At 62.1% G+C, this 25,901-nt stretch carries 33 protein-coding genes; all 33 read right to left on the bottom strand.

What is annotated here, in order from left to right:
- Positions 1-23: 23 nt before the first annotated feature.
- Positions 24-590: a putative immunity protein gene (locus WC683_12715; protein ID MFA4973473.1), complete on the bottom strand. Its 567-nt coding sequence runs from the start codon at positions 588-590 to the stop codon at positions 24-26.
- A 46-nt stretch (positions 591-636) separates the two neighbouring features.
- The gene (locus tag WC683_12710; GenBank protein ID MFA4973472.1) at positions 637-840 is read right to left on the bottom strand and encodes a hypothetical protein; all 204 of its coding nucleotides are present in this window, start codon (positions 838-840) and stop codon (positions 637-639) included.
- A 140-nt stretch (positions 841-980) separates the two neighbouring features.
- Positions 981-1,295, bottom strand: coding sequence for a hypothetical protein (locus WC683_12705; protein ID MFA4973471.1), 315 nt, complete (start codon positions 1,293-1,295; stop codon positions 981-983).
- A gap of 20 nt (positions 1,296-1,315) precedes the next feature.
- Positions 1,316-1,768, bottom strand: a complete 453-nt coding sequence (locus WC683_12700) for a hypothetical protein (GenBank protein ID MFA4973470.1) — start codon at positions 1,766-1,768, stop codon at positions 1,316-1,318.
- A 737-nt stretch (positions 1,769-2,505) separates the two neighbouring features.
- The gene (locus WC683_12695; protein MFA4973469.1) at positions 2,506-2,805 is read right to left on the bottom strand and encodes a hypothetical protein; all 300 of its coding nucleotides are present in this window, start codon (positions 2,803-2,805) and stop codon (positions 2,506-2,508) included.
- 20 nt (positions 2,806-2,825) lie between these two features.
- Positions 2,826-3,050: a hypothetical protein gene (locus WC683_12690; GenBank protein ID MFA4973468.1), complete on the bottom strand. Its 225-nt coding sequence runs from the start codon at positions 3,048-3,050 to the stop codon at positions 2,826-2,828.
- Positions 3,047-3,319, bottom strand: coding sequence for a hypothetical protein (locus tag WC683_12685; GenBank protein ID MFA4973467.1), 273 nt, complete (start codon positions 3,317-3,319; stop codon positions 3,047-3,049). Before WC683_12685 ends, WC683_12690 begins: the two co-directional genes overlap by 4 nt.
- 165 nt (positions 3,320-3,484) lie before the next feature.
- Positions 3,485-3,772: a hypothetical protein gene (locus WC683_12680; protein MFA4973466.1), complete on the bottom strand. Its 288-nt coding sequence runs from the start codon at positions 3,770-3,772 to the stop codon at positions 3,485-3,487.
- Complete coding sequence (locus WC683_12675; protein ID MFA4973465.1) at positions 3,745-4,188, bottom strand: lytic transglycosylase domain-containing protein; 444 nt, start codon at positions 4,186-4,188, stop codon at positions 3,745-3,747. Before WC683_12675 ends, WC683_12680 begins: the two co-directional genes overlap by 28 nt.
- On the bottom strand, positions 4,178-4,450 hold the full coding sequence (locus WC683_12670; GenBank protein MFA4973464.1) for a hypothetical protein: 273 nt from the start codon (positions 4,448-4,450) through the stop codon (positions 4,178-4,180). The genes WC683_12675 and WC683_12670 overlap by 11 nt, the downstream gene beginning before the upstream one ends.
- On the bottom strand, positions 4,447-5,262 hold the full coding sequence (locus WC683_12665) for a hypothetical protein (GenBank protein MFA4973463.1): 816 nt from the start codon (positions 5,260-5,262) through the stop codon (positions 4,447-4,449). Before WC683_12665 ends, WC683_12670 begins: the two co-directional genes overlap by 4 nt.
- Positions 5,259-5,549 (bottom strand): hypothetical protein, encoded by a 291-nt coding sequence (locus WC683_12660; protein ID MFA4973462.1) that lies wholly within the window; start codon positions 5,547-5,549, stop codon positions 5,259-5,261. Before WC683_12660 ends, WC683_12665 begins: the two co-directional genes overlap by 4 nt.
- A 55-nt stretch (positions 5,550-5,604) precedes the next feature.
- Entirely contained in the window at positions 5,605-6,762 is a 1,158-nt protein-coding gene (locus tag WC683_12655) for a hypothetical protein (protein ID MFA4973461.1), read from the bottom strand.
- Between the two features lie 679 nt (positions 6,763-7,441).
- Positions 7,442-8,590: a hypothetical protein gene (locus WC683_12650; protein ID MFA4973460.1), complete on the bottom strand. Its 1,149-nt coding sequence runs from the start codon at positions 8,588-8,590 to the stop codon at positions 7,442-7,444.
- Positions 8,591-8,598: 8 nt separating this feature from the next.
- Complete coding sequence (locus WC683_12645; GenBank protein ID MFA4973459.1) at positions 8,599-8,931, bottom strand: hypothetical protein; 333 nt, start codon at positions 8,929-8,931, stop codon at positions 8,599-8,601.
- A gap of 90 nt (positions 8,932-9,021) precedes the next feature.
- Positions 9,022-11,934: a hypothetical protein gene (locus WC683_12640; GenBank protein MFA4973458.1), complete on the bottom strand. Its 2,913-nt coding sequence runs from the start codon at positions 11,932-11,934 to the stop codon at positions 9,022-9,024.
- Positions 11,931-12,950, bottom strand: a complete 1,020-nt coding sequence (locus WC683_12635) for a hypothetical protein (protein ID MFA4973457.1) — start codon at positions 12,948-12,950, stop codon at positions 11,931-11,933. Before WC683_12635 ends, WC683_12640 begins: the two co-directional genes overlap by 4 nt.
- Positions 12,950-14,290, bottom strand: coding sequence for a carbohydrate binding domain-containing protein (locus WC683_12630; GenBank protein MFA4973456.1), 1,341 nt, complete (start codon positions 14,288-14,290; stop codon positions 12,950-12,952). The genes WC683_12635 and WC683_12630 overlap by 1 nt, the downstream gene beginning before the upstream one ends.
- The gene (locus tag WC683_12625) at positions 14,287-16,842 is read right to left on the bottom strand and encodes a hypothetical protein (protein MFA4973455.1); all 2,556 of its coding nucleotides are present in this window, start codon (positions 16,840-16,842) and stop codon (positions 14,287-14,289) included. Before WC683_12625 ends, WC683_12630 begins: the two co-directional genes overlap by 4 nt.
- A complete protein-coding gene (locus WC683_12620; GenBank protein MFA4973454.1) occupies positions 16,832-17,005 on the bottom strand; it encodes a hypothetical protein in 174 nt (57 codons plus the stop codon). Before WC683_12620 ends, WC683_12625 begins: the two co-directional genes overlap by 11 nt.
- Before the next feature lie 11 nt (positions 17,006-17,016).
- Entirely contained in the window at positions 17,017-17,241 is a 225-nt protein-coding gene (locus WC683_12615) for a hypothetical protein (GenBank protein ID MFA4973453.1), read from the bottom strand.
- A gap of 16 nt (positions 17,242-17,257) precedes the next feature.
- A complete protein-coding gene (locus WC683_12610) occupies positions 17,258-17,683 on the bottom strand; it encodes a hypothetical protein (protein MFA4973452.1) in 426 nt (141 codons plus the stop codon).
- A 12-nt stretch (positions 17,684-17,695) separates the two neighbouring features.
- Complete coding sequence (locus tag WC683_12605; GenBank protein ID MFA4973451.1) at positions 17,696-18,613, bottom strand: hypothetical protein; 918 nt, start codon at positions 18,611-18,613, stop codon at positions 17,696-17,698.
- A gap of 9 nt (positions 18,614-18,622) precedes the next feature.
- Positions 18,623-19,090: a hypothetical protein gene (locus WC683_12600; GenBank protein MFA4973450.1), complete on the bottom strand. Its 468-nt coding sequence runs from the start codon at positions 19,088-19,090 to the stop codon at positions 18,623-18,625.
- Positions 19,087-19,665 (bottom strand): hypothetical protein, encoded by a 579-nt coding sequence (locus WC683_12595; GenBank protein MFA4973449.1) that lies wholly within the window; start codon positions 19,663-19,665, stop codon positions 19,087-19,089. Before WC683_12595 ends, WC683_12600 begins: the two co-directional genes overlap by 4 nt.
- The gene (locus tag WC683_12590; GenBank protein MFA4973448.1) at positions 19,662-20,276 is read right to left on the bottom strand and encodes a hypothetical protein; all 615 of its coding nucleotides are present in this window, start codon (positions 20,274-20,276) and stop codon (positions 19,662-19,664) included. Before WC683_12590 ends, WC683_12595 begins: the two co-directional genes overlap by 4 nt.
- A 55-nt stretch (positions 20,277-20,331) precedes the next feature.
- The gene (locus WC683_12585) at positions 20,332-20,700 is read right to left on the bottom strand and encodes a hypothetical protein (protein ID MFA4973447.1); all 369 of its coding nucleotides are present in this window, start codon (positions 20,698-20,700) and stop codon (positions 20,332-20,334) included.
- A 63-nt stretch (positions 20,701-20,763) separates the two neighbouring features.
- Positions 20,764-22,335, bottom strand: a complete 1,572-nt coding sequence (locus tag WC683_12580) for a hypothetical protein (GenBank protein ID MFA4973446.1) — start codon at positions 22,333-22,335, stop codon at positions 20,764-20,766.
- An 83-nt stretch (positions 22,336-22,418) separates the two neighbouring features.
- Complete coding sequence (locus tag WC683_12575) at positions 22,419-22,889, bottom strand: hypothetical protein (GenBank protein MFA4973445.1); 471 nt, start codon at positions 22,887-22,889, stop codon at positions 22,419-22,421.
- A 25-nt stretch (positions 22,890-22,914) separates the two neighbouring features.
- Positions 22,915-24,183, bottom strand: a complete 1,269-nt coding sequence (locus WC683_12570; GenBank protein MFA4973444.1) for a phage major capsid protein — start codon at positions 24,181-24,183, stop codon at positions 22,915-22,917.
- 5 nt (positions 24,184-24,188) lie between these two features.
- A complete protein-coding gene (locus WC683_12565) occupies positions 24,189-24,818 on the bottom strand; it encodes an HK97 family phage prohead protease (GenBank protein MFA4973443.1) in 630 nt (209 codons plus the stop codon).
- Between the two features lie 3 nt (positions 24,819-24,821).
- On the bottom strand, positions 24,822-25,532 hold the full coding sequence (locus WC683_12560; protein MFA4973442.1) for a hypothetical protein: 711 nt from the start codon (positions 25,530-25,532) through the stop codon (positions 24,822-24,824).
- The coding region (locus WC683_12555; protein ID MFA4973441.1) for a hypothetical protein at positions 25,529-25,901 on the bottom strand (373 nt) is incomplete at its 5' end. The genes WC683_12560 and WC683_12555, both read right to left, overlap by 4 nt.

Raw genomic sequence — 25,901 nt, 5'->3', positions numbered from 1 at the left:
CCCGGCGGCTCGCTCCCGTCGGGCTATCCTTTTATCAGATACTCGCAGAATCGCTCATATTGCCAGCGCCGCTCGGCGGCGTATGCGGCGGCGTCTGCGGCGGCGTATGCGGCGGCGTATGCGGCGACGTCTGCGGCGGCGTATGCGGCGGCGCGTGCGGCGGTGTATGCGGCGGCCTTATCGCCATGCCGCGCCATCTCTATGGCCTGCCGTGGCCGCCTATCATCGGGGAACTGCGCCTCGAAAATCGGCAGCACGCGCTCCGCGCAATCGCACGCCCAGGCTACGGCTACATTGCGGTCCCAGTTCATCCGTCGCGGCAACCGCGCCTCGCGATAGGCGCTTTTGTCGTTGCCGTCCAGGTGGTCGCCTCGCCCTTCCATCTCATAAATAGCGGGGCCTAGCCACTGCAACACCTGCTCGTCTCTACAACCATGATAGCCGTTAGCGCACAGCTTAAGCTTGCCTTCGACCGCTGGCATCCATTCGCCAGGCGTCCAGGAGCCGTCGGCATTGCGAATTGGCAGACTCCACTTGCCCTTACCGCCGTGGTAACACTTGCCGTCCTCATTCAGCACCTTGTACAGCATTTCGCTCCCCTCTCTATGGGCCGCTCGGTTGCCTCCGGGCGGCTTCTCATTTCCCTCGTTGCGCCATGTACCACAACTGGCACGGCCTGCTACACCACTCGGCTTTTATGCATCCTGTGCATACGCTGTTCTGGCTGAACTCATCGGCCCTCCATTCCTCTAGCTGCTCGAACTCCTCTTTGTACAGCGGCCTGCTACTAGCGAACCGCAGGCCCCGACTGTGCTTGCCTAGCGTCAGAAGTTGCCACATGGTCGGCCTCCTCGCCATGATTGACCAGGTACTCTCGCACCGCTTCATCGATCAGGCGGCTAATGTAGACCCGCTGCCGCCGCGCTTCGGCTTTCGCACGTACGTGCAGGGCCTTGCTGATTTGCACCACGGTCCAAGGCTCATCCATGTTGCGCCATCCTCACCCAGTCCTGGGCCTGGTAGACCTGGCTGCCCAGCTCGCTCACCCAGCCTATGATCTCGTTGTACGTTTTCCAGTCCTCGGCATCGCCGGGCGTAACGTTGATCTGGTCCTCACCCGCGCTATACCGCGCCTCGACCGTCACCTCCGCGTCGGGATAACAGCGGACGATCTCCTGGCGCAACTGGTCCGCATAGGCATCGGCGCTGGCGTCAATGTCGTACTGGTCCATGTCATCCCAGTCGCCGTTGAACAGATTGTCGCTGTGGCTGATAACCTCGATTTGCGTTTTCATTGCGTCCCTCCTCGTCAGTCTCACTCACTCATCCTGTCGTAACAATCTGGGCAGGATGTCCCTCGGCTGGCGCTCATCGCCTCTGACGCGGGTACGGTGTGCCCACAATCGCAGCGGACCATTTTCTGCGCCGCCATTTTCGCGGCGGCCTTGGCAACCAGGGCCGCTTTCCGCTCCCGCTCAATGCCTTTGAGCCTCAGGCCGTCTATCTTGAACAGGACGCGGGTGTCGCGGTACAGCGCCCGCCATTCCTCGCTCGCGAACTCTGCGTATGATAGGCCATACGCATGACTGCTGATTTCCTGATCCGTGTGGGGCTGTACCCCGCAGGCCTCACAGGCTCGCTCATAACCCTCGCGGGTGTCTACCCCGTCAAACCACGACGGGGCGGGGTGCATCTGGTAACCGGGGTTGTACATCTCTGGCATCTCGTCCTCTGGCGTTCCATTGTACGTGCTGTGTGTGTATTCCATCTCATCCCTCCCTGTCTCTCTGCTTATATTTCCATTATAACACGCCGTCTGGCAAATGTCAAGGGGCTACGCCAAACTTTAAGGTGCAAAGTTGAGGACGGCCAAATCGCCAAAGCGCTCGCTAGCCCAAGCATCATAGGCATGGGCAGCCTCTATCTCAGATTCGAATAGGCCCAAGTGCATATTCTTGCGCCCTATCCGGCCTTGAACTTGCCATCTGATCAGTCCGCTACGCCGTATCAGCTTGACAACGCCCTTGTACTGGCTCGTGCATCCCGCAGGTTTTCGAGAATGGATGCGATTCTGCCTTCTGGTGACAAGCCGCAAGTTGCTGCGCCGATTGTTTAGGCCGTTATGATCTATGTGGTCTACCTCTAGGTGGTCTGGCGCGTTCATTATGAGGCGGTGCATCAAGATTTGCTCCTGGTGCTTCCGTCGCCTACCTATCACATAATCAGAGTTCGGAGACGTTCCCATGAGATACCAGCGATATGGGGATACCAGCTCAAAGTCCTCATCATCTATGATAGCGACTGCTTTGTTGTGAACCAACGTGATCTCGCGCATTTGACGTGGCCTCCCTAAACTGGAACACCCGCCATCACCAGGTAGGGCCTGGCGGTGGCGGGCGGGTTCCCGATCTATTGCCGGAGCGACTGCCCTACAATCGCATCCATAGCCTCATTATACCACCAACCGCCGGGTTGTCAAAAAGCCTCGCCTGTTGACCGCTCCTGCTACATCTCCCACAGCAGCGCCGATGCCAGCTTGCGGACTCCCGCCGACAGGTTGCCGCCGCCTAGCTCGCGCAGCGCGTCGGCCATGTCCGGCGGGAGCGTAACGGTGTATTCCACCATCGGCTCCTGGTAGAGCGCAGGGCGGCCAGCGCCCTCTCGCTTGCCGCCCCAGTTGCGTATCGGGCGGAGCTCAGGCTCGCCGCCATTCTCATAGTACGCGATGCGCTGACGAATGGCAGCAGCCCCCGCCGCATCTCCGGCGGCGAGGGCTTGTGCGAGAGCTTTGTCAAGATCAGTCAAGATTTGCGGGGTGCTGTTCATTATAAAGTCCAGATCACGGTCACCAGCGCCTTGACCCGCGCTAGCGCCTCTTCACGGTCATCATACTCAACCGCGCTGGCCTCCAGCACTTGCTCAGCTGCTTCGTCTGCGGTCAGTGCGCGAAAATAGTCAACGTCCTCTTTGCTGTAGCTATCTATCTGGCGAGAGATCGCCTCGTCGAAGCTGATCCGGTCTGCCATGCTGCCGCTCAGGTTGTATCTCATCTGTACGCCCTCCCGTCCTCGCTCGACATGAAGGCGTCCATGTGCGCTGTGTCATCATCGCTCATCATCTCCGCTGGCTTCAGCCCCGCCAGCCTGCAGGTCAGATTGGCGATGCGGATGTCGTTGTCCTGGTGAGCCTGGAACAGCTCAACTTTCGTTACCCGGCCGAACATGGTGGTCAGGTCCAACCCGGCGATTTGAGTGTCAATCGCGTCATTGGCCATGGTGTACTTTGTGATCTTGCTCGTGATCTCTTCTTGTTCGCTCATCTTATCCCTCCTCATTTCCTTTATAGCTTGATTATATCACATAGTTTCTAGTTTGTCAAGCATACTGAACTAGTTAACTAAATATCCCCCTGGCCCGTGGGAGGGAGGACACGAGCCAGGGTTCACACAAGCGCGCCGGGGGAGTGACGGCTCGCAGCTAGATGTCTACAGTTTTCTGGCGTGAGCAACTTGAGACGCGCTGAAGGCCGCAAATCCCGCCGCCAGCGCAGCCCACGCGCCTTCGATGGTCAGGCTATCCTCGCAGCCCAGCGCGTAGCCCAAGAGCCACAGGCCCACGCCGATCAGCATACAGGCCGCCAGGATGACGATGCGCTTGACCCGCGCCGGCCACAGGTCGAAGCCGGGCACCCATTCGGCCACGTAGCTCAGGATGAATCCCAGTACCGCGCCGATGCCAGACTCACTTACCGCGTCCAATAAAAGTTTGCACATTCTCGCCTCCTTGTGTATTCTGTCCTGTCCCGTGTTACCCGTTGTACATATCGCGCCACCGCCTCCGGCAGCGCGTCTCGCCACCCGTCACCGTGCGCTGTGATGAGCCGCTTGACCGCGCCGTGGCCCATCGCGTAGGACGCCACCGCTCGCTCGGTATCGCCGCTCCAATAGGCCAGATTCCATTGCAGGATGTTCGCACTTTTGTCTAGGTTCTGCATCGGATCGAAAGGATCCTCAGGCCACCAGTCCCACGCACTTTGGTTTATTTGCCCTAGCCCGACGCACCCCGCCGGACTCACCGCGTCTATCTGCCATGCGCTCTCTGCGGCTATGAGCCGTGTGAACAGGCCCGCGTCCAGGCCGTAACGCAGCGCGGTTGCAGTGGCTAGAATGAGCAGGATGTTAGCCGACATTCCCCTCGCCGTCGGCAGTTAGCGCATACGTTACCTGCCTCACCAGCCGCCCGTTCAGCGTCGGCGATACGCGCTGGCATAGCCGCAGCCGTCCCGCTCGCTGGAGGTCTCGCAGCCTATCGCGCACACGTGAGACGCCCCAACCGAGCGCCGCGCATAGCTCAGCCACGCTCACGCCCTCGCCGCCTGCGTTGTCGTGGTCTGTCATCGCGGCGGCTAACGCCTCCAAGTCCTGCATGGTAAAGTCCGGTCGTGGTGTCATGCCTCTTCCCTCCCTGGCCTCGGATGCTCGTACAATAGCGGTATCACCTGTACCGCCGCCTGGTTCCGCTCCCGCCATGCGGCGTCTATGTTCAGCAGCACGCTCCCAATCCACCGGCTCAGCATCCTCATCGGCGCACGGCTCTTCTGGGCATAATGCGTTTGCAGCTCCCACGCCGGGCAATGGACCGCCACCTGTAGCCCATGCTGGACGCACCAATAGTCGAGGTGGAGGTGCGAGCGAACGATGCAGTCGGTCCCGCCCAGCCAGTCGCTATTCTCCGCCGCGAATCCCAGTAGCTTGTCCAGGCTACCCGACCTGTACCGCTCGAACCCTGGCGCGTTGTGCGCCACGTCCAGCACCACGCCGTCAATGTCCGTTAGCTCCCACGCCTTCGCATACCGCCCCGCCGTCGGCCTAGCCCCGCACCATTCCGCCAGGGCCTCGGCGTGCATCGCAGCCCGCCCTTCGTGATAGTCCGTGCCCTCGCGCCAGAACACGACGCCGCCTGGTTTCAGCCGCGATAGTATCGGCGCTAATAGTAGCCTAGCCGCCCTTGCCTGAAACACCGGGTCAGGCTCGCACAGGAACCGCCCCTCGTCTTTGAGCTGTTGCCCGTCTATCATGTCGCCGTTTGCAAAGATCACATCCAGCACGGGCAGCTTGGCCGCCATGTCCTGCCAGCACTCGTTCAGGTAACGCTGGCCGACGTTGGGCGCATACTCGCTCCCGTAGCTGGTGGTGAACCCTTCCGGGAATGGCGCGTATAGCGAGCCGGTATGCAGATCGCCCACGACGAGCGCGGTCTTCATGGCAGCTTGAACCCGCTCCGGGCAAACTCCATGAACAGCCATACCAATAGCGCCAGCCCTACGGTGCTGATCGTTTTGACCACCGTCTCACGGGCGGTCTTCCACGCCCAGTTTTCCGGCTTGCACATAAGCTCTTTGACGCATTGCGCGATGATGGTCATGTCGCCGTTCATGCCGTAAAGCAGCCAGCCGAGGTCTTTGTTGGTCACGTCGTTTCCGTTGTGCAATAGCTCCTCGATCTGCCTTTTACGCTCCCCCAGGTTCGTCGCCAGTTGTGATGTCGGCATGGGGTCTCCTTATGTTGTGCGCGGAGCGGCCCATTCCGCCCCGTGTCGTTTGCCGCTATGCTACCGCTCGCACTACCTCGTACCCGATCCGGCAGGTCCCGCTCCACACGTTGACGGTATCCCCGCCTACCAGCGCCTTGACCTGCGCGTCCACAACCTCGCCGCCCCAGGCCGACAGGTTGCCGGTAACGGTCTCCTGCAGCTCGATCAGGATGTCCCAGTCGCCTGCCTCGCCGGATACCGTCAGCGAGCCGTTAGCCGCGCTGCCCGTGTATGCCGCGCCCGCGAGATATTGCAGGCCCGCCGTCGCTTCGATGTACACCAGCGACTCGGCGTCGGTGTCCGCGCGCGGGTTTGCCTTGATGCCCAGCCATAACTTCGTGGCCGCTTCCAGGTCCGCCGTGCTCGTGCTGGTTACACTCTGCGACAGCGTGTGCCACAGCGTCAGCGCGATCTGGCCACTGCTGATCGCAGCCGCCTCGGTTGCAGACACGGCCAGGGATACCGTCACATCGTCGGGCGTAGCCACGCCGTCTATCTGATCGCTCAGGGTCTCTAGCGTGTCAGAATCCGCGCCGGTTCGGGCGATATAGGTGCTGCCCGTGTCAGCGGCTTTTATCGGCCATGCCGTCGTTTCGTCGAACGTGGCCGAGGTGATCGCGTCGTCGGCCAGCGTCATCGCGTCGCCAGGGACGGCCAGCCCATCCTGTATCGCCGTCACCGCCGTGCTATTCGGCGCGTCTACCAGGTCCATCTCGTCACCTGCTTGCGCCGCCGTCTTTGCCGCGTCGTATGCCGCCGTTAGCGTCATCTCGTCGCCAGGGTCAGCCGTGCCGCGAGAGGATACCGCCGCGTCCAGGTTGGCCAGCCTAGCGTCTCCAAGCGCCGTCAGGCCCGCGCCCGTGCCGATCACCTCATCTGTCAGATCGCTCACGAACTCGGTATCGGCCACGTCCTCAGCTACCACCGCCGCTGTAGCAATGAGAGAGACCGTGGCCGTGATCCGCATCCCCACCGTTTGCCCAGCCGTTAGCGCGGGAAGGGTAACGCTCCACTTGTAGGGCGCGCCACCGCTGATAGTCACCACGTCAGCCGTTGCTACACCCGCTACGTAAAGTGTCCCTATCGGCCCAACCGATGGCACAGCCAATGCGCCTGTTGCATCTCGCACGTCAAAGTTCCCCGTCCAAACCTGCCCGCTTTTTACTGTCATGTGCGACCCCCAATGGTAGCGTCTTGCCCCATATAGAGAGTTGTGGTATAATTGCGTCTAGGAGGAACATAGCCATGAACAAAGGTATTCCGTACGGATTCTGTCATTGTGGATGTGGGCAACGGACTCGCATCGCAACCAGAACTCACTCGTGTTGGGGGCACATCAAGGGAGAGCCACTTCGATTCATTCCTGGACATGAAAACAGGGGCCGAAATACACCTATTGTGGAGCGACTTCTCCGCAGACTGAGTATTGGTGAACCAGACCAGTGCTGGGAATGGCAGGGGGCTCGCGAAGCAGGATATGGCACACTGCATCATTCTGACGGCTCTAGAGCTTTTGCGCATCGTATTGCCTACGAGCACTTTGTTGGCCCGATTCCAGACGGCGCAATTATTTGCCACCGCTGCAATAATCGTGCTTGCTGTAACCCTGCGCACCTCTATGCTGGCACGGGAGCCACAAACGCCCAAGACAGAGCGCAAACGCCCAATCAGTTTCGTGGAATCGGAGAAGAGAACCCTTCGGCGAAACTGAATGAAGAACAAGTCATACAGATACGCCAAGAGTATGATTCTGGAGAGTCGCCAAGGGTTCTTGCGGAACGTTACGGCGTGACCAGTCAGAATATCATGCTTATAGTGAAGCGCCAGCACTGGAAGCACCTGCCGTAGCCTCATCCTATCAGCCCTCCTCGCCACGGCGAGATAGATACCGGGCCTGCGCCTCCGCCGCCTGTGCCGTATTGGATCGGCCCTATCGTGATGTGCCCGTCGGTGTTGGCGTGAGCGCCCAGATACGCCGCAGGCCAGCCCACGTCTCGCAATGCCGCCTGTGCCACCGCCGTCAGCGAGAAGTCGCCTGTGGCGGCGCTGGTGAATGGGTCGGCCCCCAGCGCCACATCGTTCCCCAAATCTACCTTCGGCGGTCGGTCATACTGCTCATCCACCGTGTTTTGCCAGAAGGCGTTGTATCCCACGACAGCGGCGAGCTTATCGTCCAGCCAGATGGCCTTGCCGCCTACGCCATTGAAGCCGCAGATGATGTTGTTCATAATCACAGGCTCGAATGCCTCCAACACTCCGCCATATATCCCACTGGCCGTGCCAGCTACGCTCTGGTAGATGCTGTTGTGCTGGACAGATGTGTCATAGCAGCGATACAAATGGATGCCTATTGAGGTCGTGGTCGTCAGGTAGATGACATTACGCCATATCGCCACGGCGTTTTGTGCCAGCGTGAAGACGGCATTCCCCGCCACGCCCGTGATATAGTTGTCCAATACTGCACCTTGATAGATTAGTATCGCGCCACTTGTCCCTGCCACGCCGCCGTTGTGAATATAGCAACCAATCACCTCTGCGCCGTTTTGCAGATTGATGCCATATACCGCGCCGCTCCACGTGTCTACCTCGCAGCGGAATACGGTGCAATGATTAGCCAGATTGAGTGGGGCTATAGCGCCTACGTTATGGCAGCGCAGGTCCACAAACGACACGTAGGCCGGCACACCGGCCATAATAGTGAACCCGCCGCTATTGCCGTTGAGCGCACCGCGACCACCGTCGTTAGCTGCCGCCGTGTAGCCGCGCAGAATCAATGGCTGCGTGGCCGATAGAGCGCCGTTGTTGACGATGTACTGCACCAGATTCAGCGAGGCGGCCAGCACGTCCGGGCCGCTGGACTTGATGTTGATCTGCGTGCCGTCTGCGCCCTCTAGCGCGGTGTCCAGCGCGTGCTGCGTCGTCAGCCACGGCGCGGCCAGCGAGCCAACGTTGCCGTCGTTGCCGCCTACTGGGTCAACGTAATACAGGTTGAGCGCCATGTCCTACCTCATCCGATAGTCGCGGTCACGCCGGCCATCTTGACGTACAGCCGCCGCAGCGCCTCGGTGTTGTATGTGTCCAGTATCACCTGTACCGCCGCCGCGATGCTGGCAACCTCGCCCTTCGTCAGCTGCGAGACGCCCGCCAGCCCGGAGCCGTCGGCGATGACCTCGCCCGATGCCAACAGCGCCCAGGCCGCGATCACCTGGCCGTCGTACATCTGATCCAGCGCGGCCATGTGGTTCAGCAGCCGCGCCAGCTCGCCAGCCATCGCTCGCTGTTGCCGCACGTATTCGGATAGGATGCTCTGTTGTTCACTCGTCAAGTCGGTAAATGCCATGTGTTGCCTCCTATGCTTTTAGCTGCGTGATCCGCAGGCCAGGGACGCCGAAGGTCAGGATGCGCGTGGAGGGACGAAGGATGGTTGTGCTCATAGGTAGCTCGTGCTCTTGACCGCCCGCGCTAATACCTGCGCTTCGGTCTCTCGCGCCTTGTCAATCGTACTGACCTCCAGGTCGTATGTCAGTAGCCCCTTGGCATCCACCCGCGTTGTCACCCCCACGATGTACAAATCCTCGTCTATGCTCACATAGCAGCCATCGGCGGTATAGTCCCTGTACACGACGCGGATCGTCTCGCCCGGCCTTATGCGCGTGTTGCATATCACCGATAGGCGATAGTACGTGTTCACCTGGCTACGCTGGCGCAGGTATTCCACCGAGCGGTCAACTAGCGTGTTTGCCGCATACTCGTGATGCACTAGGAGCGAGTCGCTTTGCTGCATTCGCACGTCATCGAACTTTTTCCACGACTCGATCAGGCCGTATGCCTCCTCCCCGCGCTTCGACTGGACGTATTGCCCCGCCGCACTTATGGTGTATTCCGGCGGCTCTAGCCGCGTCGTATATAGCAGCGTCACCCCATCCGACGTTTGCGGATACACCCGCGTCACCAAGTCCTCACAATCCTCCTCCCGCGAGAGCGAGAGGATCAGCGCCACACCCTCCGCCGTCGGGTCCGCTGGCGTCGTGGCCCGGATGCCGCTGGGGTACAGCGTCGGCCCCAGCCATTCCAACGTCCGCGCATAGCCGATGCGGAAATGCTCCCGAATCGGCAGCCCGCCCTCGTCCGGCGGTATCACCGGGTCCACCGTGTCATACGTGGTGAACTGCTGCGCCACGGTCCACTCGGAGGGCAGCTCCAACGCGCTGTCATCCCAAACGCGCAGCCGCCAGTACACCGTCTGGTCATAGGCCAGGGGCAGCCCGCCCCACACCACCGACCCCGCCGCGCTGTATACCTGCTGCGTGTCCCACAAATCCGCCTGGCCGATGTACAGCTTGTCAGCGCTTGTGGCGGCCAGAATGCGATAGCGCGACTGCGAATCGCCGTTCACGTCGTAGAACGTCCAGCTCAGGTCCGGCGTCAGGTCGTTGACTTCCGTCGGGTTCGTGAACCCCTCGCACTTGGGGCTTCTCGCCTCCGGAGCCACCTCGGTTACAGGCGGCGCTCCCTCTCGCGTGGTGAACGTCTGCACCGCGCAATATGGCCCGACCGCCCCCGCGTCATCCCACGTCCTGACGGCCCAATAATAGGTTGTCTCCCATTCCAGCGCATAACTCGCCCCGGCGTCGAAATCATAGGTAATGTCCTCATGGTCCGCCGCCACCACCTGGCCGGTGTCCCACCAGGTCCCTGTGCCCCCGCCCACCTCTCCCGCGCTCTCGCCGACGATGATCTGGTATGCGTATTGGGTATCGCCCGTATTGTCATCAGAGAACGTCCACGAAAAGTCCGGCGTCAGCGAGTCCACATTGCCGGGGTTGGTCATCGGCGTGCCGTCCACCTCGACCATCGGCGACAGCGGCGCATTGGGCGCGACATTCGGCTCCTCCAGCGTGTCCGGCTCCACGACGATCAGATGCACGTAGCACGGCCCGGTGACCAGGTTCTCCGGCCCGAACGCGCCGTCCACCACCGTCACGGGCACGACGGTGGACTGCCAGCCTGCGCCCACGCCCGTCTCGGAATAGATCACCGTCACGTTATAGTCGCCGTCGGCCCCGAATCCCGACGCGGTGATGGTCAGGTTCGCATCGGCGCAATAGCCGATCCCCGCATCGTCGTACTGCGTCCCTTTGATCGCGGCGGGAGCGCCTGTATAGGTAGCCGAGCTTTTGGCGTAGCCCGTCGCATTGACCGATACCGTGCTGCCCGTCGTGGAGGGCTTTCGCATCCACGGCCCGATCCAGCCCTTCTCATAGTTCGTCAATACGGTGTACTCGGTGTCGCGCCCGACCCACATCGCCGTCTGGTCCTGCGGGTGGTTCATGAACGCGACCGCCCACGTCCAGAAATCCCCCAGCGTGGCGTCGGTATCTATGTCCGCTATCTGCTGCATCAGCTCGGAGCCAGGGGCGGCGATGTAGTCTGTGTCGAATAGCCGCATCCCGTGGGCCAGCCCCGTCAGCAGCGCGGCGTACATATCCTCCGGGTTGCTCTCGATGTCGCCGTGCTCGTAGCCGACCCACATCCCCCTCGGCGCGTTGTACTCCGTCGGGTGGTTGGCGTCTATCACCCAGCCGGTGGTCATGTAGTACGAGATTTCCGCCGTGCCTCGCTCTACCCCCCCCGTCGGCGGGTTGTAGGTGTGATTAATCAGGTCCGCGCCCAGCACGTTCTGCTTGAAGTGAACGCCCCGGCTGGCGCAATAGGCCGCGTTGTCGCGCCGATCCTGCGTGCCGCCCAGGAAAAATATCGGCGTGGTCTGGAACGCCGCGTCAAAGGCGGCGATCGTGGGCATGGTCAGGTTTAGCGTCGGGTTCTTCGTGTCCGTGCCCAGCGAGTCAAAGATCGCCTCGCCGCTGATCCCTGTGCAAATCCAGATACTGTGTATGCGCGGGTCGCCGTCCCACTTTGCGCCCAAGGCGGCGATGAATTGCAGCCAGTATTGGTTCCACAAGGAGCCGTTGAGCCACATCGGGAAATAGCCCGTCGGCCCCGGCAATATCGGCCAGCCCAATGCGGGCCCCTCATCATCGCCCATCAGCGTGTATAGCCACGACGGGGTGTAATCCGATCCCGCCGTGGTCATCAGCATAATAGAGAGCGCGACTTTTTTGCCGAATGCCTCCGCGCCTGCCAGATAGGTCTCGATATAGTCATTTGAGCCGGGCGTCCAGTCGTAGACGCCGTTGCCGGGGTTGGCGATGGCCCAGGTCGTCCAGTACCACGAGTTGAACGCGCCCCACGTGTTGTAGGGCGGATCGGTCGGGTCCACCCCGCCGCCGGGGTCCAAGTCGTTCATCAGGAAGAACGCGCCCTCTGGCTCTAGCCTGCTCACGTCGTTTGCCCCCCGCTCTCCGCCAGCGATACCAGCGCGGCCAGCACCGACTCGCCTTTGAACTGTGTATAGTGCGCGGCCTCGGTCTGCGGATACGTCCCCTGCCAGCCGTCCGGGGCGTGGTTCATAATCAGGTTCACGCCGTCCGTCGTGGGCAGGTCCGCATACACTGCCACCTCCTCGAGCTTGACTGTGATGTTGTTGCCGATGTCATCCTGGCGAGAGATGCGGATATAGAACCATGTGTCGCCCGGCTCCACTGCCGCCACTCGCGCCCAGTCGCTAGGCCGCTCCCACACCACCGCGCCGTTTTTCCCCAGCATGGCCGTCTCGCCGCCGCCGATGTCCGCAGCCGTCCCGTCGGTTACGGTGATGTCTTCCCAGCCCGCGCTGGTATAATACTGCACGCGCATGAGCGCATAGGCCGCGTTCACCGTGTCGATGTAGAAATATGCCTGGTCGAATCGAGCATCATAGCCGATGTACAGATAGTCCCCGCCTAGCTCGCCGTGGTCCTCGATGTCAATCACACCCGTGACCGTGCCCAGGTCGCCGTCGCAGGCATACGGCCTGTCCTGCTGGCCGGACGTGTTCACCGAGCGGACAGTGCCCACGTATTCGCCTACCACCACATCGTCAATGTAGGTCCATGCCTGCCCCTGTATCTCTAGCTCGCCCACGGTGCGGTCGGCTAGCTCGCCCAGCAGGTCGCAGCCGCTAACGCGCAACATCGGCGGCTGCCCCGCCTCCCACGCCACGCGCTTGATGATGCCGGAGCCTAGCTCCTGCCTCACGCCGTCGCGGTCCATCATGAAGGCCCACACAATGCGCCGAGGCGATAGCAGCGCCGCCTGCGGGTCGGTGGCGGGAACCGCAAACGAAAACGATCCCGCGCCGTCCAGCACCGCCGTAGATTCCCAGTCCGAGGCGGTGGTGATCGGCCCGGAACCGAGCAGGGTTTCCACATCATCCACCCCGCCGCCAGCCTCGTACACGTCCACCCAGAACGCGCCCACTAGTACCAGCCCTCATAGTATGAGACTTCGACTGTGGCCGTGGCGTCGCCGCCTGTGCGCGAAATGACAAAGTTGTTGTAGCCCGGAACGAGATGGACAAACTCCTGGACCTTGTGCAGCGACGGCGTGATCTCCATGTACTGATAGCCGTCAGTCAGGTCCGAACCAGGAGGCCCGACCGTCACGGTGGAATCCCCCGAATCGACAATGAGTGTCTCCCCGACGGATATGGTCCCCGACCAATACCAGTTGGTCAGCCCCGGCACAGCCACGCTATCCTCGACCACGTTGTGCGCCACGCCCAGGTCGGTGATGTCTACCGCGCCCGGATCGAATGTCATCGTCACCGCCGTCACATGGGCATTGCCATCGTTGCGGCACACTATGGTTGTGCTCGTCCTCGCCAGCGTGTGCGTCTGCGTCCAATCGCGGCCATACCACGGCCCCGCGTCGGTCTCAAATACCAGCGTGTACTCCGCCCAATACTGCTGGTCCCGTGGCGATAGCTCGCCCGTCACCTCCACGCACCGCGCATAAATCCACTGCAGGCTCAGCCCCGCGCCGTGGTCCCGCCACAGCTTGGAGCGTTTGCCCAAGAGGGCGTTCAGCGCGTCCGCTTTCGCTTGCATCTCCTCTAGTGAGTCAGCGACCCATTCGCCGCGTATGGTGATGTCTCGTGGCAGGATCGGCGGCGGCACATCGTCGCGGCCCCAGTCATACGATAGGCCCCCCGGCAATACTAGCCGCGTGCTCTGCCCCTGGCCCGGTCCGTGGGGCATGGCCGCGTCAGTGAGCGGCAGCTCCTCCGCCAGCGCCCACGTATCCCCGAATCGGCGGATAACGGGCAGTTGCGCCCGTGGCAGGTACATGGACACGTTGTCATAATAGGACACGCCGCCCGTGTGATGGTTGGGCGAGCGCAGATACAGGATCATGCGATAGCACCCGGCGGGGCAGGTAAATGTCGTGGAATACGTCACCCAGCTAGTCGTCGTGTTGCTGGTTGAGACGTTCCCGGTGATCGTGGTAGAGTTGGTGAAGTCGTACACCTGATACGACGGGCTATAGGTCCCGTCGCCGCGTGTGTCCATCGTCAGCGTGAGCACGGTCCCCGGCAACGTGCGGATGTGCTGCGCTAGATAGGCGTTATCCGCCCCGTCGCAGGCCGTCAGCTTGGCGCAGTACGTGCCCTCCGTGCAGGTGGCGCTGGATTGCTCTATCACGCCGTCACTGGTCGAGCCGAGGTACTCCGTCCATCCCGCGAGAACGTCAGCGCCGCCCGCCCCCGCGTCCTCGAAGCCCCGGTTGACCACCATCTCTCCCACGCGATTCACGGTCATGCTGGCACTCCGATCTGTCTCAGCGCCCTCACGACGCCGGTTTGCACCTCACGGGCATTGCCGTTAGCGACGTGGATGACAATCGCGCCAGGAGCCACGTTGACGGTCGTGCCCCCCATCGCCTTGCGCGTATCGCCCGCGTTCATGACCTGGCTGCCCGCTGGCAAGTTGACCAGCTCAGGCCCGCGCTCGCCGACCAGCGACCAGCCGCCAGGAGCGGAGGTGGTGCCGAGAGCTTGGCCGGGCACACGGCCAGGAGCGGGGAATGGGCCGTAGGGTGCTTGCGCCACGCCGTATTGCTGGCCCGTGGTGGCCGTCTCCCCTGTGGGCATCTTCCACGGGTAGTATGCCTCGGTTAGTCGTTTCGTTTCCTCTGGCGTGGTCCCCGTTAGGCTCTCCGTCAAGCCCAGGAAAAACTCTTGCGCCGCCGTTGCGCCCAGGTCCCATAGCGCCTGGCCGATGTTGCCGATAGCCCGCGTTATCATGCCCACAACAGAATCGCCAAACTCCTGGCTAGTCGAGTCGAAGCCGAATAGGGCCGCCAGCCCATCGCCCAAGGATTTGCCGAGGTTATATCCACCCAGTTGCCAGCGTAGCCTGGTATCATCGGCATGGACCCATCCAAGCAGTTCTGTTGACCAGTCCAATAGCCGCTTGGGGAGGCTCTTCGCCTCAGCCACAAGGCCATCCAGCAGTTGCTTCCCCAGGCCCTTGCCAGCCGCCGCAAATACCGCGCCCAGGTTGCCGAATCCGCCAGCCTCCTCGCCCTCCCCGCCGCCCTCAATGAGCGCGGTCTTGGCGTAGCCTTCCATGAACGCGCCGCCGATGTCCTCGCCTTGGCTCTCGGCTTCCTTCCGGCGCAATTCCACTAGCCGCGCCTGGATGTTCCAGAACTCGGCGCTGCCTTGCTCAGCTTTGGCGAGCTCCTCTTCCCATATCGGTATCTGGCCCGATGCCGTCCCCGCTACCGTCAGGCGGTATTGCAGATACGCCTGCTCTCTCGCCTTTTGCTCGGCCTCCGCTGCCCTGGCTGCGGCCTTTGCCGCCGCGTCTGTCTCGGCTTTGTCCTTGGCCTGTACCGCCGCCGTCTGCGCCCGGATAGCCTCTAGCATCTGGCTCTCCGCCGTTACCCGGCTAGCGATGCGCTTTTGCTCCAAGGCCATCGCGTCTTTGGCGGTCTTCTCTTCCTTCTCGGCCAGCGTCAGCTTTTGCTTTGCCGCGTCCACGGCCTCGGCGTCGCCGGTCTCCTCAGCCTCGGTTAGCGCTCCCTTTGCCTCGGCTACCCCCGCTACGGCCTCTTTGACGCGCTTGTAGCTGGACAGATAGGCCTCGTAGCCCAGGCCCTTCGGCCCTAGCTGCGTCCGCAGTTGCCTGCCGGATACGCCGCCCCCCGCGTCTATCTGCTCCAGGAACGGCGCTAACTCTTTGCCGATGTTGAGCATGGCCGGCTCTATGGCCGGGGTAGCCCCCGCCCAGCCGTCCAGCCACGCTTCCGCCGCGCCCAGGCCCCAGTCGGTCAGCTCCGGCAGTAGCTTGGGCGGCGAGCCAGGGGCCAGCCAGTTCGTGATCTCTTTGCCGAAATCTCGCAGCGCAGAGGATACCGCGCCGCTGCCAGCGATACCGGAGGCGAACTGGTCAACGATGTTCGCGCCCCAGTTAGCTGCATCAGCGGCCAACGTGCCAAACCAGCCCGCCCACTCGCTGACCACGTCGCCCAGCCAACCCGTCGCCGCCGCGAACATATCACGGCCGATGCCTAGCAGGTTCCCTACCGCGTCGCTTTGCAGGAACGTCAGCAGCCCCGCCATGCTGGCCTTGTAGCCCTCGAAGATCGGTTGCCCCCACTCGCGCTTCTGGTTGTCGATGAACTCACCCAAGTTGGCCTTGACGCCATCCAGCGTCTTGGACTGGATCGCCATCAACCCACCGAATTTCTCATCAGTGAGCTTTACTAGCGTGCTGAACGCCTCGTCTATGGGCGATACCATCTCGCCCGCCTTGCTGAACTCCAGGCCCATGCGTTTCAGCTCGGCCCGCGTGGTGATGCCTAGTTGTTCGAATCGCCGGATCGCCAGCCCCGTGTCGCCTGTGGAGAAGCGGCCCAGCCACATACCGATTTCCTCAAACGGTTGCTTGGTGCCAGCAGCTATGTCGCCCGTGACGCGCAATATCTCGTCGCCACTGTAGCCCCACCGCTCGGAGGCGTTTACCGCCTGCAGGCCCAGGTTACGCATGAGCAAATCGGCTTCGATGATGCCGGGCATATCAAACGGGGTTTTGAGCGCGAAGTCCTTGAGGTATTCCAGCCGCGCCGCCGTCTCGTCCGCATCGTGCCCCAGTTGCGCGAATAGCCGCGTGGAAAAGCCTTCCCACTCGCTGTTAGCGTTTACCAGCTCAGAGGATAGCCCCCGGATCGCGCCGGATAGCTGGTTCCAGGAGCCGATCACCACGTCGCGCACGAGGAAGCCAGCCGCCGATTTCATCACGTCCCGAAAGACGGTCGACGCCTGGTCTACCCCAACGATGCGTATCCTGGTCTCTTTATCCGCCATTCGGCCTCACTCGTTTTTCGGCTTGCCAGCACTCATAGTCCAGTAACACGGTGTCCAGCGGGATGCCCTGCGCCACGTCTGGTGTACAGTGATACAGGTAGGCGCAGGCCACGTATTGCAGATACCGCGCAGGTAATGGCCCAGCCGTCCATAGGTGGGCCATCACCTGCTCCATCAGTTTCCCGGCAATTTGCGGATGGCCTCGCGGATCATCAGCGTGATCTCGCGTAGCCTCGCCATCGGCTGATCGGCCAGCACCGCGCCGTTTGACACGGCCTTCTGCATCAGCGGCAGCGCGTCGTCAAATGCCACTTTTCCCCATGACCATGCATCCAGCGTGGCAAAGTCGCCCAGCGTCAAGCGCGACAGGTCCACCACGATCTCGTCTTGTTCTGTCATATCCCCTCCCTATGTGCTATGCTGCGGTCGTGATTTCCGGCGCTCGCACCGAGAACTCCACCATGACGGGGTTAGCGTCGGTCGGGTCGGCCTGCGGGTACTGTAGCCGGGTGATGATGCCGTCGGTGATCGTCCACGTGGTCGCCCCGGCCTCCAGAATCCATGAGATGTCTACCGCCGTGCCGCCAGCCGCCTCAAAAGCGGCCTTCGCCAGCTCCCAGCCTTCCAGCGCTTCCTCGGTGTAGATGATGCGGAACGTCACCTCCACCGGTTCCCGTTTGCCCGCTTTGATGATCGCCACGTCGCCATCGAACGTATAGCCCTCGCCTGACCCGCGCCGCTGCTCGGTCGAGGATACCTGGTTAGAGCTGCCGGAGATGTCGTTAAGCTCCAGCGTAACCGTGGTCGCAATGCCGCTATACGATGCTGTAGTCTGTGCCATTCTAACCTCCTGTTATATCGTTACCGCCGTCCACTTTTCGTGGCCGGTCGAACACGAGTCGTTGACCAGCTCATAGGCCATTTCGCCGCAGTTGGCTGCGGGGCAGGGGCTGGGAGCCTGCACGGTCCCCGTCGGGGGATCGTTATCACCGGATATGTCCAGCGTATCCGGGGCCGAGAATACGAGCCGGTTGGTGTAGATAGCCGTTACGATGGAATCCACGTCGGCTGTGCCCAGGGTGTTGGCGCTTACATCCAGCGTCGCCAGGGAGGGCAACTTCGCGCCCCAGGAGGTGTCAAGCGCCCCGTCCAGGCCGTTGTTGGACAGTTCCACCGCCGTCACGTGCCCCGTGGTCACGGTCACGCCATACCAGTCTGTCACGTCGTAGTCATCATCCAGCCAGTTCGTGGCGGTATCCCAGTTCGCGCCGTCCATGTCATCATAAAAGTCCTTAAGGGCTTGCCACTCGGACAATGGCACCCCGCCATGATAGGCGTCCACCTGTTTGCAGCGGAAGGAGAACTCTACCGCCACCGGGTTAGGGTCTGTCGCGTCCGCTGGCGGATAGGTGAATCGCGTCACCACTGCCGACGCGCAGTCATAGGCCCGCGCCGTGGCCGTGCCCGACGGCATCCACTTCACCCAGCAAGGCCCGCCGCCGACCGTCTCGAAAAGGGTCTTGACCACCTCGAATGACTCGGCGGCCTCTTCGGTGTACAGCGCCCGCACGGTCAACTCCAACGGCTCGCGTTTGCCTGCCTTGATAATGGCGGTATCGCCGTCGAATGTATAGCCCTCGCCGGATGCCCTGCGCTGCTCGGTGGCCGCCACCTGGTTCGCGCTGCCCGAAACGTTGGTCCAGGATGAGCCGTCGTCGCTCAGATATACCAGGGCGTTCACCCCGCTCATTGCCACAACCGTTTGCGCCATGTATGCCTCCTAGAAAACCCTAAACGTCAAAGTGACCAGGATACCTACCGCCGTCCTATTATCTGGTAGCTCCCAATTCATCCTCTGCGCTCGCCATGAGAATGAGCGCAGGCGAGGGCGTCCCGTTGTCCCGAATAGCGTACCCTCCTGATCGAATAGAATGTCTTGGATCGCGTCCGCCCATGCACATAAGTCCAGTTCTCCCTCGCCGTGCACTGACTGGATGCGGACCAGCACCCGCGCCTCGATAGTCATGTCCACTTGTTTCAGCGCGCCACCGAAGGCCGATCTGTCCGTTGAGCCATAAGGGTCAACCTCGTTGCTGATCCAATACACGCGCAGCATGGGCATGTCCTGCGTCCCGTCGCTTAGCTCGCTAAGCTCCTGCACCCGCAGATCCGCCAGCCCCGCTTCAAATGTATCTGACACGGCCTGCACAGCATCGGTTGCCAGTGTATCCCAGTCCATTGTGCTCATCTGCGTCGCCGCCTTCCCGCCGAGCTTGGCCGCTTCACCTCAAAGGTTTCCTTTTGGGGCGCAGCTAGCCCGCCGCCCCAGGCCGCCTCAAAGGACACGTCATTCACAGTCTTTGCGATGGCCTTGTCCAGCTCTTTCCCGATTGCGTCTGTAAAGCGCCTCGGCGCGGTCCCAGGATGCCACACGCGCATCGCAAAGCGCGTCGGGCCAGAACTACCACCCCTTATGCTTCGCAACTCGCCGGGCGTAGTTTTGGCGGTATAGCCCGCTCGAAACGCTAACGGATAACCTGGCCCACGCGGTCGTATCTCGTGCGGTTTCGTGCCCTGATCCACGAGCGCATAAATAGGGTCATCCGTCCCCGCCTCCATTACGGTATACCCCGACCGCAATGTTACCGACGCCGTAAAGCCGGGCTTGTGATCCCAGGTATCTACCGTGCGATCAAACAGGACCAGCGCTTGTCGAGCCAGCCGGCGGCTGATCTCGGCCAGATATGCGGACATGGCCTTTGGCCCCTTTTTGAGCCAGTCCATCACCTCCGCATTGTCTAGCACAAACTGGATGGAACTCATACCGACCCCACTGCCCGAATCAATCGGCCATTCGATAGCATGAGCACCACGTCAGGGTCCACCACCTGGCGATAAACCAGCGTCGCCCCGCCGCCCTCAGGCATGACGGCATCCGACCACGCGCTGCGCCCCCGCATCCACCACCGCGCCGCTATGGTGATCGTCGCTTGCTTCACTAGCGCGGGAATCTCGTCCGCGTAGCCCCACCGCGCCGTTACCGTATAGTTCGGCGTCCGCGAGGCAGTGAACGTGCCATAGGTCTCCAGCGTCTCGTCCGAGGCCAGCATGATCGCCGTGTAAGGCGCAGAGAACACCGGGAACTCGTAGGAGCCGTGATAGGCGTAATAGTCGCCGTCGTCTATCTCTTCATCATCGGGATCGGCTACGGCGGTGATTTCCACGCACTCACCGATGTTCAGGTAGGGCAGGCCCCCGCCGGCATACGTCCGCTCTGTGGCTGTGGTCAGCGCCAGGAACCCGTCAGGGCGATTGCACACGCCGTCCACGGCTCGGCTGGCCGCCTCCAGCAGGCCGGTCAGCACCTGGTCGTGTACCGTTCGGGATACGTCTACCTGCGCCCTTAGGTCCTCTGCGTCTGCGTATCGCGCCACGCTTGTCCTCCCCCGGCCAGATAGCCTTGTCTTCGATAGGCCCCCGTTGCATCGCTCACCTCAGGTACAGGATCACGACGCCGCCCTTAGCCGCGTTCGCGCCGGATACGCCCAGGGTCAATTTGTCGTTTGCTACCGCGCCCAGGCCGTCGGCGTGGGATTTCGATACGGCGGCAGCGTTGCTCAGGTCCACACCCAGGCCCACCAGCACGTCGTAGCCGTCTTCGTCCTTCACTACCACGTCGTACAGGTTATCCGGCTTTGTCCCACCAGCGTCCGGCACAAACACGGCCCGCTCCAACACGCCGCTATAGCTCTCCGTCGTGGTGGCGTCTGCTGCCCCGCCCGCGCTGGACAGCCAATCAAACAGCACCTTTTTGACCGTGCCGTAGGTCTCCTCGGTCGTCGTTACCGTTCCTGCCATAGTTGCCCCCTATGGGGAGGGCAGGCCGTCCCGCCCTCCCCCCGCTGTGTTGGTTGCCGTCCGTTATGCCGCTGCCGTCACTACGCTATTCGGGCTGAGAGGCTTGTAGCGCAGATACCATTTGATCACGCCATCCCTGGCCGCGTCCGAGTTGAACATGATGGTCCCCGCCGGGGCGAAATACTCCGTGGGGTTGGTGGCAAACGAGTTGGCCATCAGGACAAACCCCGCTGTGACCGGCGTGAAAACGCCAGAGGTGTTAATGGATCGGTAGCTGGTCCCAGCCGCGTCCGAGTCAATGTCCACTGCCCCGGCATTCATCTCTACCGTCGCCGCTGGCTCGGTCGTGTCCAATTGCAACTTGACATTGGTTGCGCCACCGCCGATCGTAGTGGTCACAATGCCAGCAATCTCCAGGATGTGGATCGGCCCGCCTGCGATAACGAACAGCGCATCATCGCCCAGCAACACCGCGCCGTCGCTCTTTTCGCAACACAACTCCATCGCCACCTGGGTATCGGCAAGCGCCTCCAGCGAGTCGGTGGCGGCATCATAATCGGAGGTGTCCGCCGTTTTAGACAGGATGCGGCTCAGGATAGACCCGTCCGTGATCTCGGTGGTCATGTCCGCGCCCGCCGTGGCGGTTTTCGCCAGGTGGTCCAGGTTCTCGCCTTCCAGCGCGTCCTCGGCCTCGTCCTGCATGGCCTGAAGCGCGTCGGCGGCGAAAGCAGCCGCCTCGATAGCAGAGGCTGCAAACGTGGCCGCCGCGATACCGCCCGCGCCGATGGTGGCCGTCGCGTTGGTCACAGTGTCGCCGTTGGTGGCCGAACCAGCATAGCGGTTGACGCCGAAGCAATCGCCCACCACCGCGCCCACATCGTCAATGCAGGCCACGGCCACATCCGCGCCGTCGAACATGTTGTCCTCGACCACGGGGTTGGTGATCGCCAACCCGCCAAAGTCTAACACGCCGTCATCGAAGGCATCGGTCCCGTCCGAGGCGATGATGTAGTTGCGCCGAATGATGGGCCGGTCAATCACGCCCTCGAACGTCACCCAGGTATCAGGCCCGTCGGCGGTCACTACGACTGAGCAGTCCTCGATGGTGGGCCGCTCGCCGTCCGCTGTTACGGTGAAACCGTCGCGGTCGTTAGCGCCCATGTCCATGTGTACCCGGCGCACGGTGCAATGAGCCGCGTCTATGTTGATGTTGGAGGTGTTCGCGCTGACCGTGGCCTCATTGAAGTACAGGTTTTCGATGACCACGTTATCGGCGCTCACATCGATGCAGTCCAAGCTATTCGCGCCGCCGGTGAACTGGGGCCGGTTGTCGCCGTCGCCCAGGCCGATGATCTTGATGCCGGACACGTCCACGCTGATCTGCTCGGTCAGCGCCTCGCTATGCCCAGGCAGGACGTAGATCACATCGCCCTCATCGCTCTCGCAGTAGGCGATGGCGTAGTCCAGGGTAGCGAAGGGCATGTCCGGGCTTTTGCCGTAGCCGTCGCTATCCGACGCGGCGGTCACTTCCGAGCCGACGAACCAGATCGCGCCGGGGTGTTCTGGCACGTTCTCCACGGTGAACACGCCGCCAGGCTGCACCCTGCTGAATAGAGCCGTTCTGTTAGTCGCCATTTCCGTTTTCTCCTATCCGGGGTTATCTACCCTTGTTAGGTGTGGGGAGCGGATTCTCACCGCTCCCCCGTTCTCGCTAGTCGTTAGTCAGTGATCGCGCTCGGAGGCGTCGCCTGCGCGTATCGCGGCTCGGTCAGGATGTAATCCACGTTGTAAAAGTCCGAGTTCGCGCCAGGGCTGGCCACCGCCAGGGTAACGCAGTCGAATCCGTTATCCACGTCCAGCTCATCCGCGTCGATCTCGATGACATATAGGCTGTTAGCCACCGACAGGTTGAACGTGTCCGAGGTCACGGCGGTCTTGGTCAAAAGGCCGCTGGCCACCGTGCCAGTCCACATATAATCCATGCCCAGCCCGGTGGCGCTGCCCGCGGACACGTTGGTCGCCTGCAACAGCGTAACCGCAGCCGTGCCAGCCGCCCACGCGCCGGTGTGGATGATGATAGTCAGGTGGTCGTAGTTTTTCAGGCTAACATATTTGGCCGTCATCGCCGTGCTAGACATATCCGCCGGGTTGTTCACCCCAATGATTTTAGCCGTCTCAACAAGTTTCATGTCAGGGTTCTCCTTTCTTTCAGGCTTACCGAGCGCCCAGGGTCACAAACGGCGATTGGGTAAGCCCGCTGCCGTTCTTGGGCGTCAAAGCGCTAGCCCACTTGGGCTGGCCGTCCACGCGATAGGTCCAGCGGAAGGTCTGCTCGTCTTCGAGGAACTTGACGTGCAGGCTAACCGCGCTATTCAGGCCGCCCTTGTCGATCACGCCGTACTCGCCCCAATCGGCCAGGATAATGTCGCCCTCATCGCCCAACTTGTCGCATGACTCATGGGGAATGACAGGCCGCCCAAACAGCGTGGCGTACGGCGAGCCGGACACGCCGCCCGCAGGCAGGTACACCGGGACGCCGCCCGTGCCCACGGCCATGCTCATGCCGTACAACTGCGGTTCCACGTCCTGCGCGATCAGCCAGACGGCGCTGGTGCGAGAGCGCGCCCACAACCGCGACCACATCTTGAGGATGTTCTGGAAGACCACGGTGTCCGCAGCCTGTCCGGTCTCTTTGGTCACGCTCACCTTGCAGGCTGCGTTGAGCACGCCCATCGGCTGCCCCGCACCCGTCCCGTTCACAAAGGCGTCTTCGATGGCGAAGGCGAACTCTAGCGGAAAAACCTCGTTGACCAGCGCGGTCAGCAGCGGCGCATCCTCTAGCACCTCTTCCGTCGCGTACATCGCGGCGGACAGTTTGTTGAGCTGCAGCTTGGCCTTGCCGATGGCCGGTTTGCTCGCCGTGGGAGACACGCCCTCAGCCACCCAGTAGGTCTGGATGCCACCCCAGCGGGAGCCGGTCGCCCGGCTGGTTTCCGCCAGATACTGGATTTCCACGCTATTGCCGCTGGTCAGGGGCAGCGGGGATACCATGCGCGTGATCTGCCCGGTCTCGTACACCCGGCGCAGCAGCCCGCCCGCCAGCCCAGGGGCCACGAGGAACCCGCCCTCAGAAGGCGTCGCCTCGTTAAGCCCGCTGGCCTTGATCTCGGCCAGGCGCTTGTCAATCGCGCCAGGGCCCGAACTGCGAGCCACGGCCTGCAAAAAGTCGCCCATGTCCTTGAAGCCGAACATCTGGTCAGGCTCCGCTTTCACGGCGTGCTTCTGGCCGTCGCCCTGGGCGTATGCCTTTTGCAGCGCCTCCAGCTCCTCGCGCTTGGCGATCTCTTTGTCCATCGCCTGCGCTTCTGCGAGCTTGGCGTCAAACTCGCCCTTCTGCGATTCGGTCAATTCGTCCGCTTCCGCGAGCGCGGTGCATCGCGCCAGCAGTTCGGACACTTTCGTCCGCATCTCGATAACGTTCATGTCATCTAACCTCCGTATTTGCGTATGAGCTGATACAACGCGAGCTTGGCGCTCGGCTCGATGGTGGTTTCCGGCGCGTCAGTGAGTGGGCTGTCATCCGGCTCGGCTGCCGCATCCAGGTCCGGCGCATCGTCCGTCGCTGGCTCGTCTATGGGCGGAGTCGCCTCCGCCTCTTTCACGCCCGTGATCGTCGCGGCCTCGTTCATGGCCACCGTCACCGGCGAGATTTCGTAAAGTTTCACTTCCTTCAGGCGGCGCACCCGCCCCGCGTCCGTTTCGGCGTAGTCCGCCTTGACCGCCTCGTAGCCGATGGACAGGTCCGTCAAGGCCCCCGCTTTCATGAGCGCATAATCCTCTCTCGCCCGTTGCACATCCAGCACCAACTGCGCCTTGACGTACAGGCCCCGGTCGTCCTCACGTAGCTCGATGGGCTTGCCGATGACATCCCGCCAGTCGTGTTGATGGCATACCCTGATCTTGTCGCCGCGCTCCTTGAGCGTCTTGCCAAACGCGCCGCGCTCCACCACATCGCCGCCGGAATCCACGTTGCCAAACGTGCTGGCGTAACCCTCGAAAACGCCCAGGTCCGTCAATTCCTTGACCTCAAAGGGAAACGTCTTGTATTCCAGGTCCATCGTCTAGCCTCCAATCCACAAATCGCGGCATTCGTCCCGCGTTAGCCGTCTATCCAGTAGTGGCGAGCCGTGATGCGGGCATCTAGGGTGCGCAGGGAGCGAGCACCGCCTGTACAGCGCCTCCATGCTGGGATACGGGTTCCCCGCCACATACTCGGCGCAAATGGGGCACACGGTCGGATAGGGCACAACCTCCGCCGCCGCCCGTATCTGCGCGTTGTTCGCCCAGAACGCCTCTTTTGCCGCGTTGACCGTCCAGCCGTACTCGGTCTCCGCGATAAATGGCTCCTTGGCCGCCATGCGCTCCGCTTCCCACCCGTTCAGGCGGTATGCATATACCCACCTGTTAGCCGTGGGCGTCTCCGCGCCGATCTGCAATATGGCCCGCGCTAGGTCATAGTTGTAGGTGTTCTCAATGCCACTGGCGACCTCGTTTATATGCTCGGCCATCCGGCGCAATTCCGCCCCCTCTCGCAGATACACCCGCCCAGGGTCGGGGCAGCCGATATGTATCACCTCTTGCCGGATCGCCTCGCCGTAAACATCCCGCGTTGCGCGGATCATCGTTTCGCGCCGCACTCGCACGTGGTCCTCGGTATGCCGCGCCGCCAGATGGACGAGCCTCTGCACATCGGTCATGCTGTCCACTAGAGATTGCCAGTCCAGCGACTTGACCTCGTGCGCGTGTCCCGACGCGCTTATTGGCTCGCTCATTTGCGCTCTTCTGGCTCCGGCGCGTCTAGCGCCTTGCCTTCGCTGGCCGCTCGCCAGGCGTCATCTGAGATGGACAGGATCGCGTTATACGACTGCCAGCGGAAAGCCTCGTCTAGCTCTCGCAGCGACTTGGCGTAACGCTGTACGCCGTCTTGCATCCACTGCGGCGTCAACTCCCACTCCCGCGCCTCGTCCAGGTACTCGTCAATCGGCACGACAATGCCCGCCGCGAATGCCTTCCCCGCCTTCGCTGGCTCGGCTTCCTCGTTGCCCGCGCCCTCGTCTGCTGGCAATGTCTGGGGCGGCGGGACCGCCACGGGTGCCGGCTTCTCGTACTTTTCCGCTGCTGGCTGCGGCTTGGCGCTGGAT

It is taken from the genome of bacterium (assembly GCA_041648665.1).
GTDB lineage: Bacteria > UBA10199 > UBA10199 > 2-02-FULL-44-16 > JAAZCA01 > JAFGMW01.
This window is presented reverse-complemented; position numbering and strand designations above follow the sequence as displayed.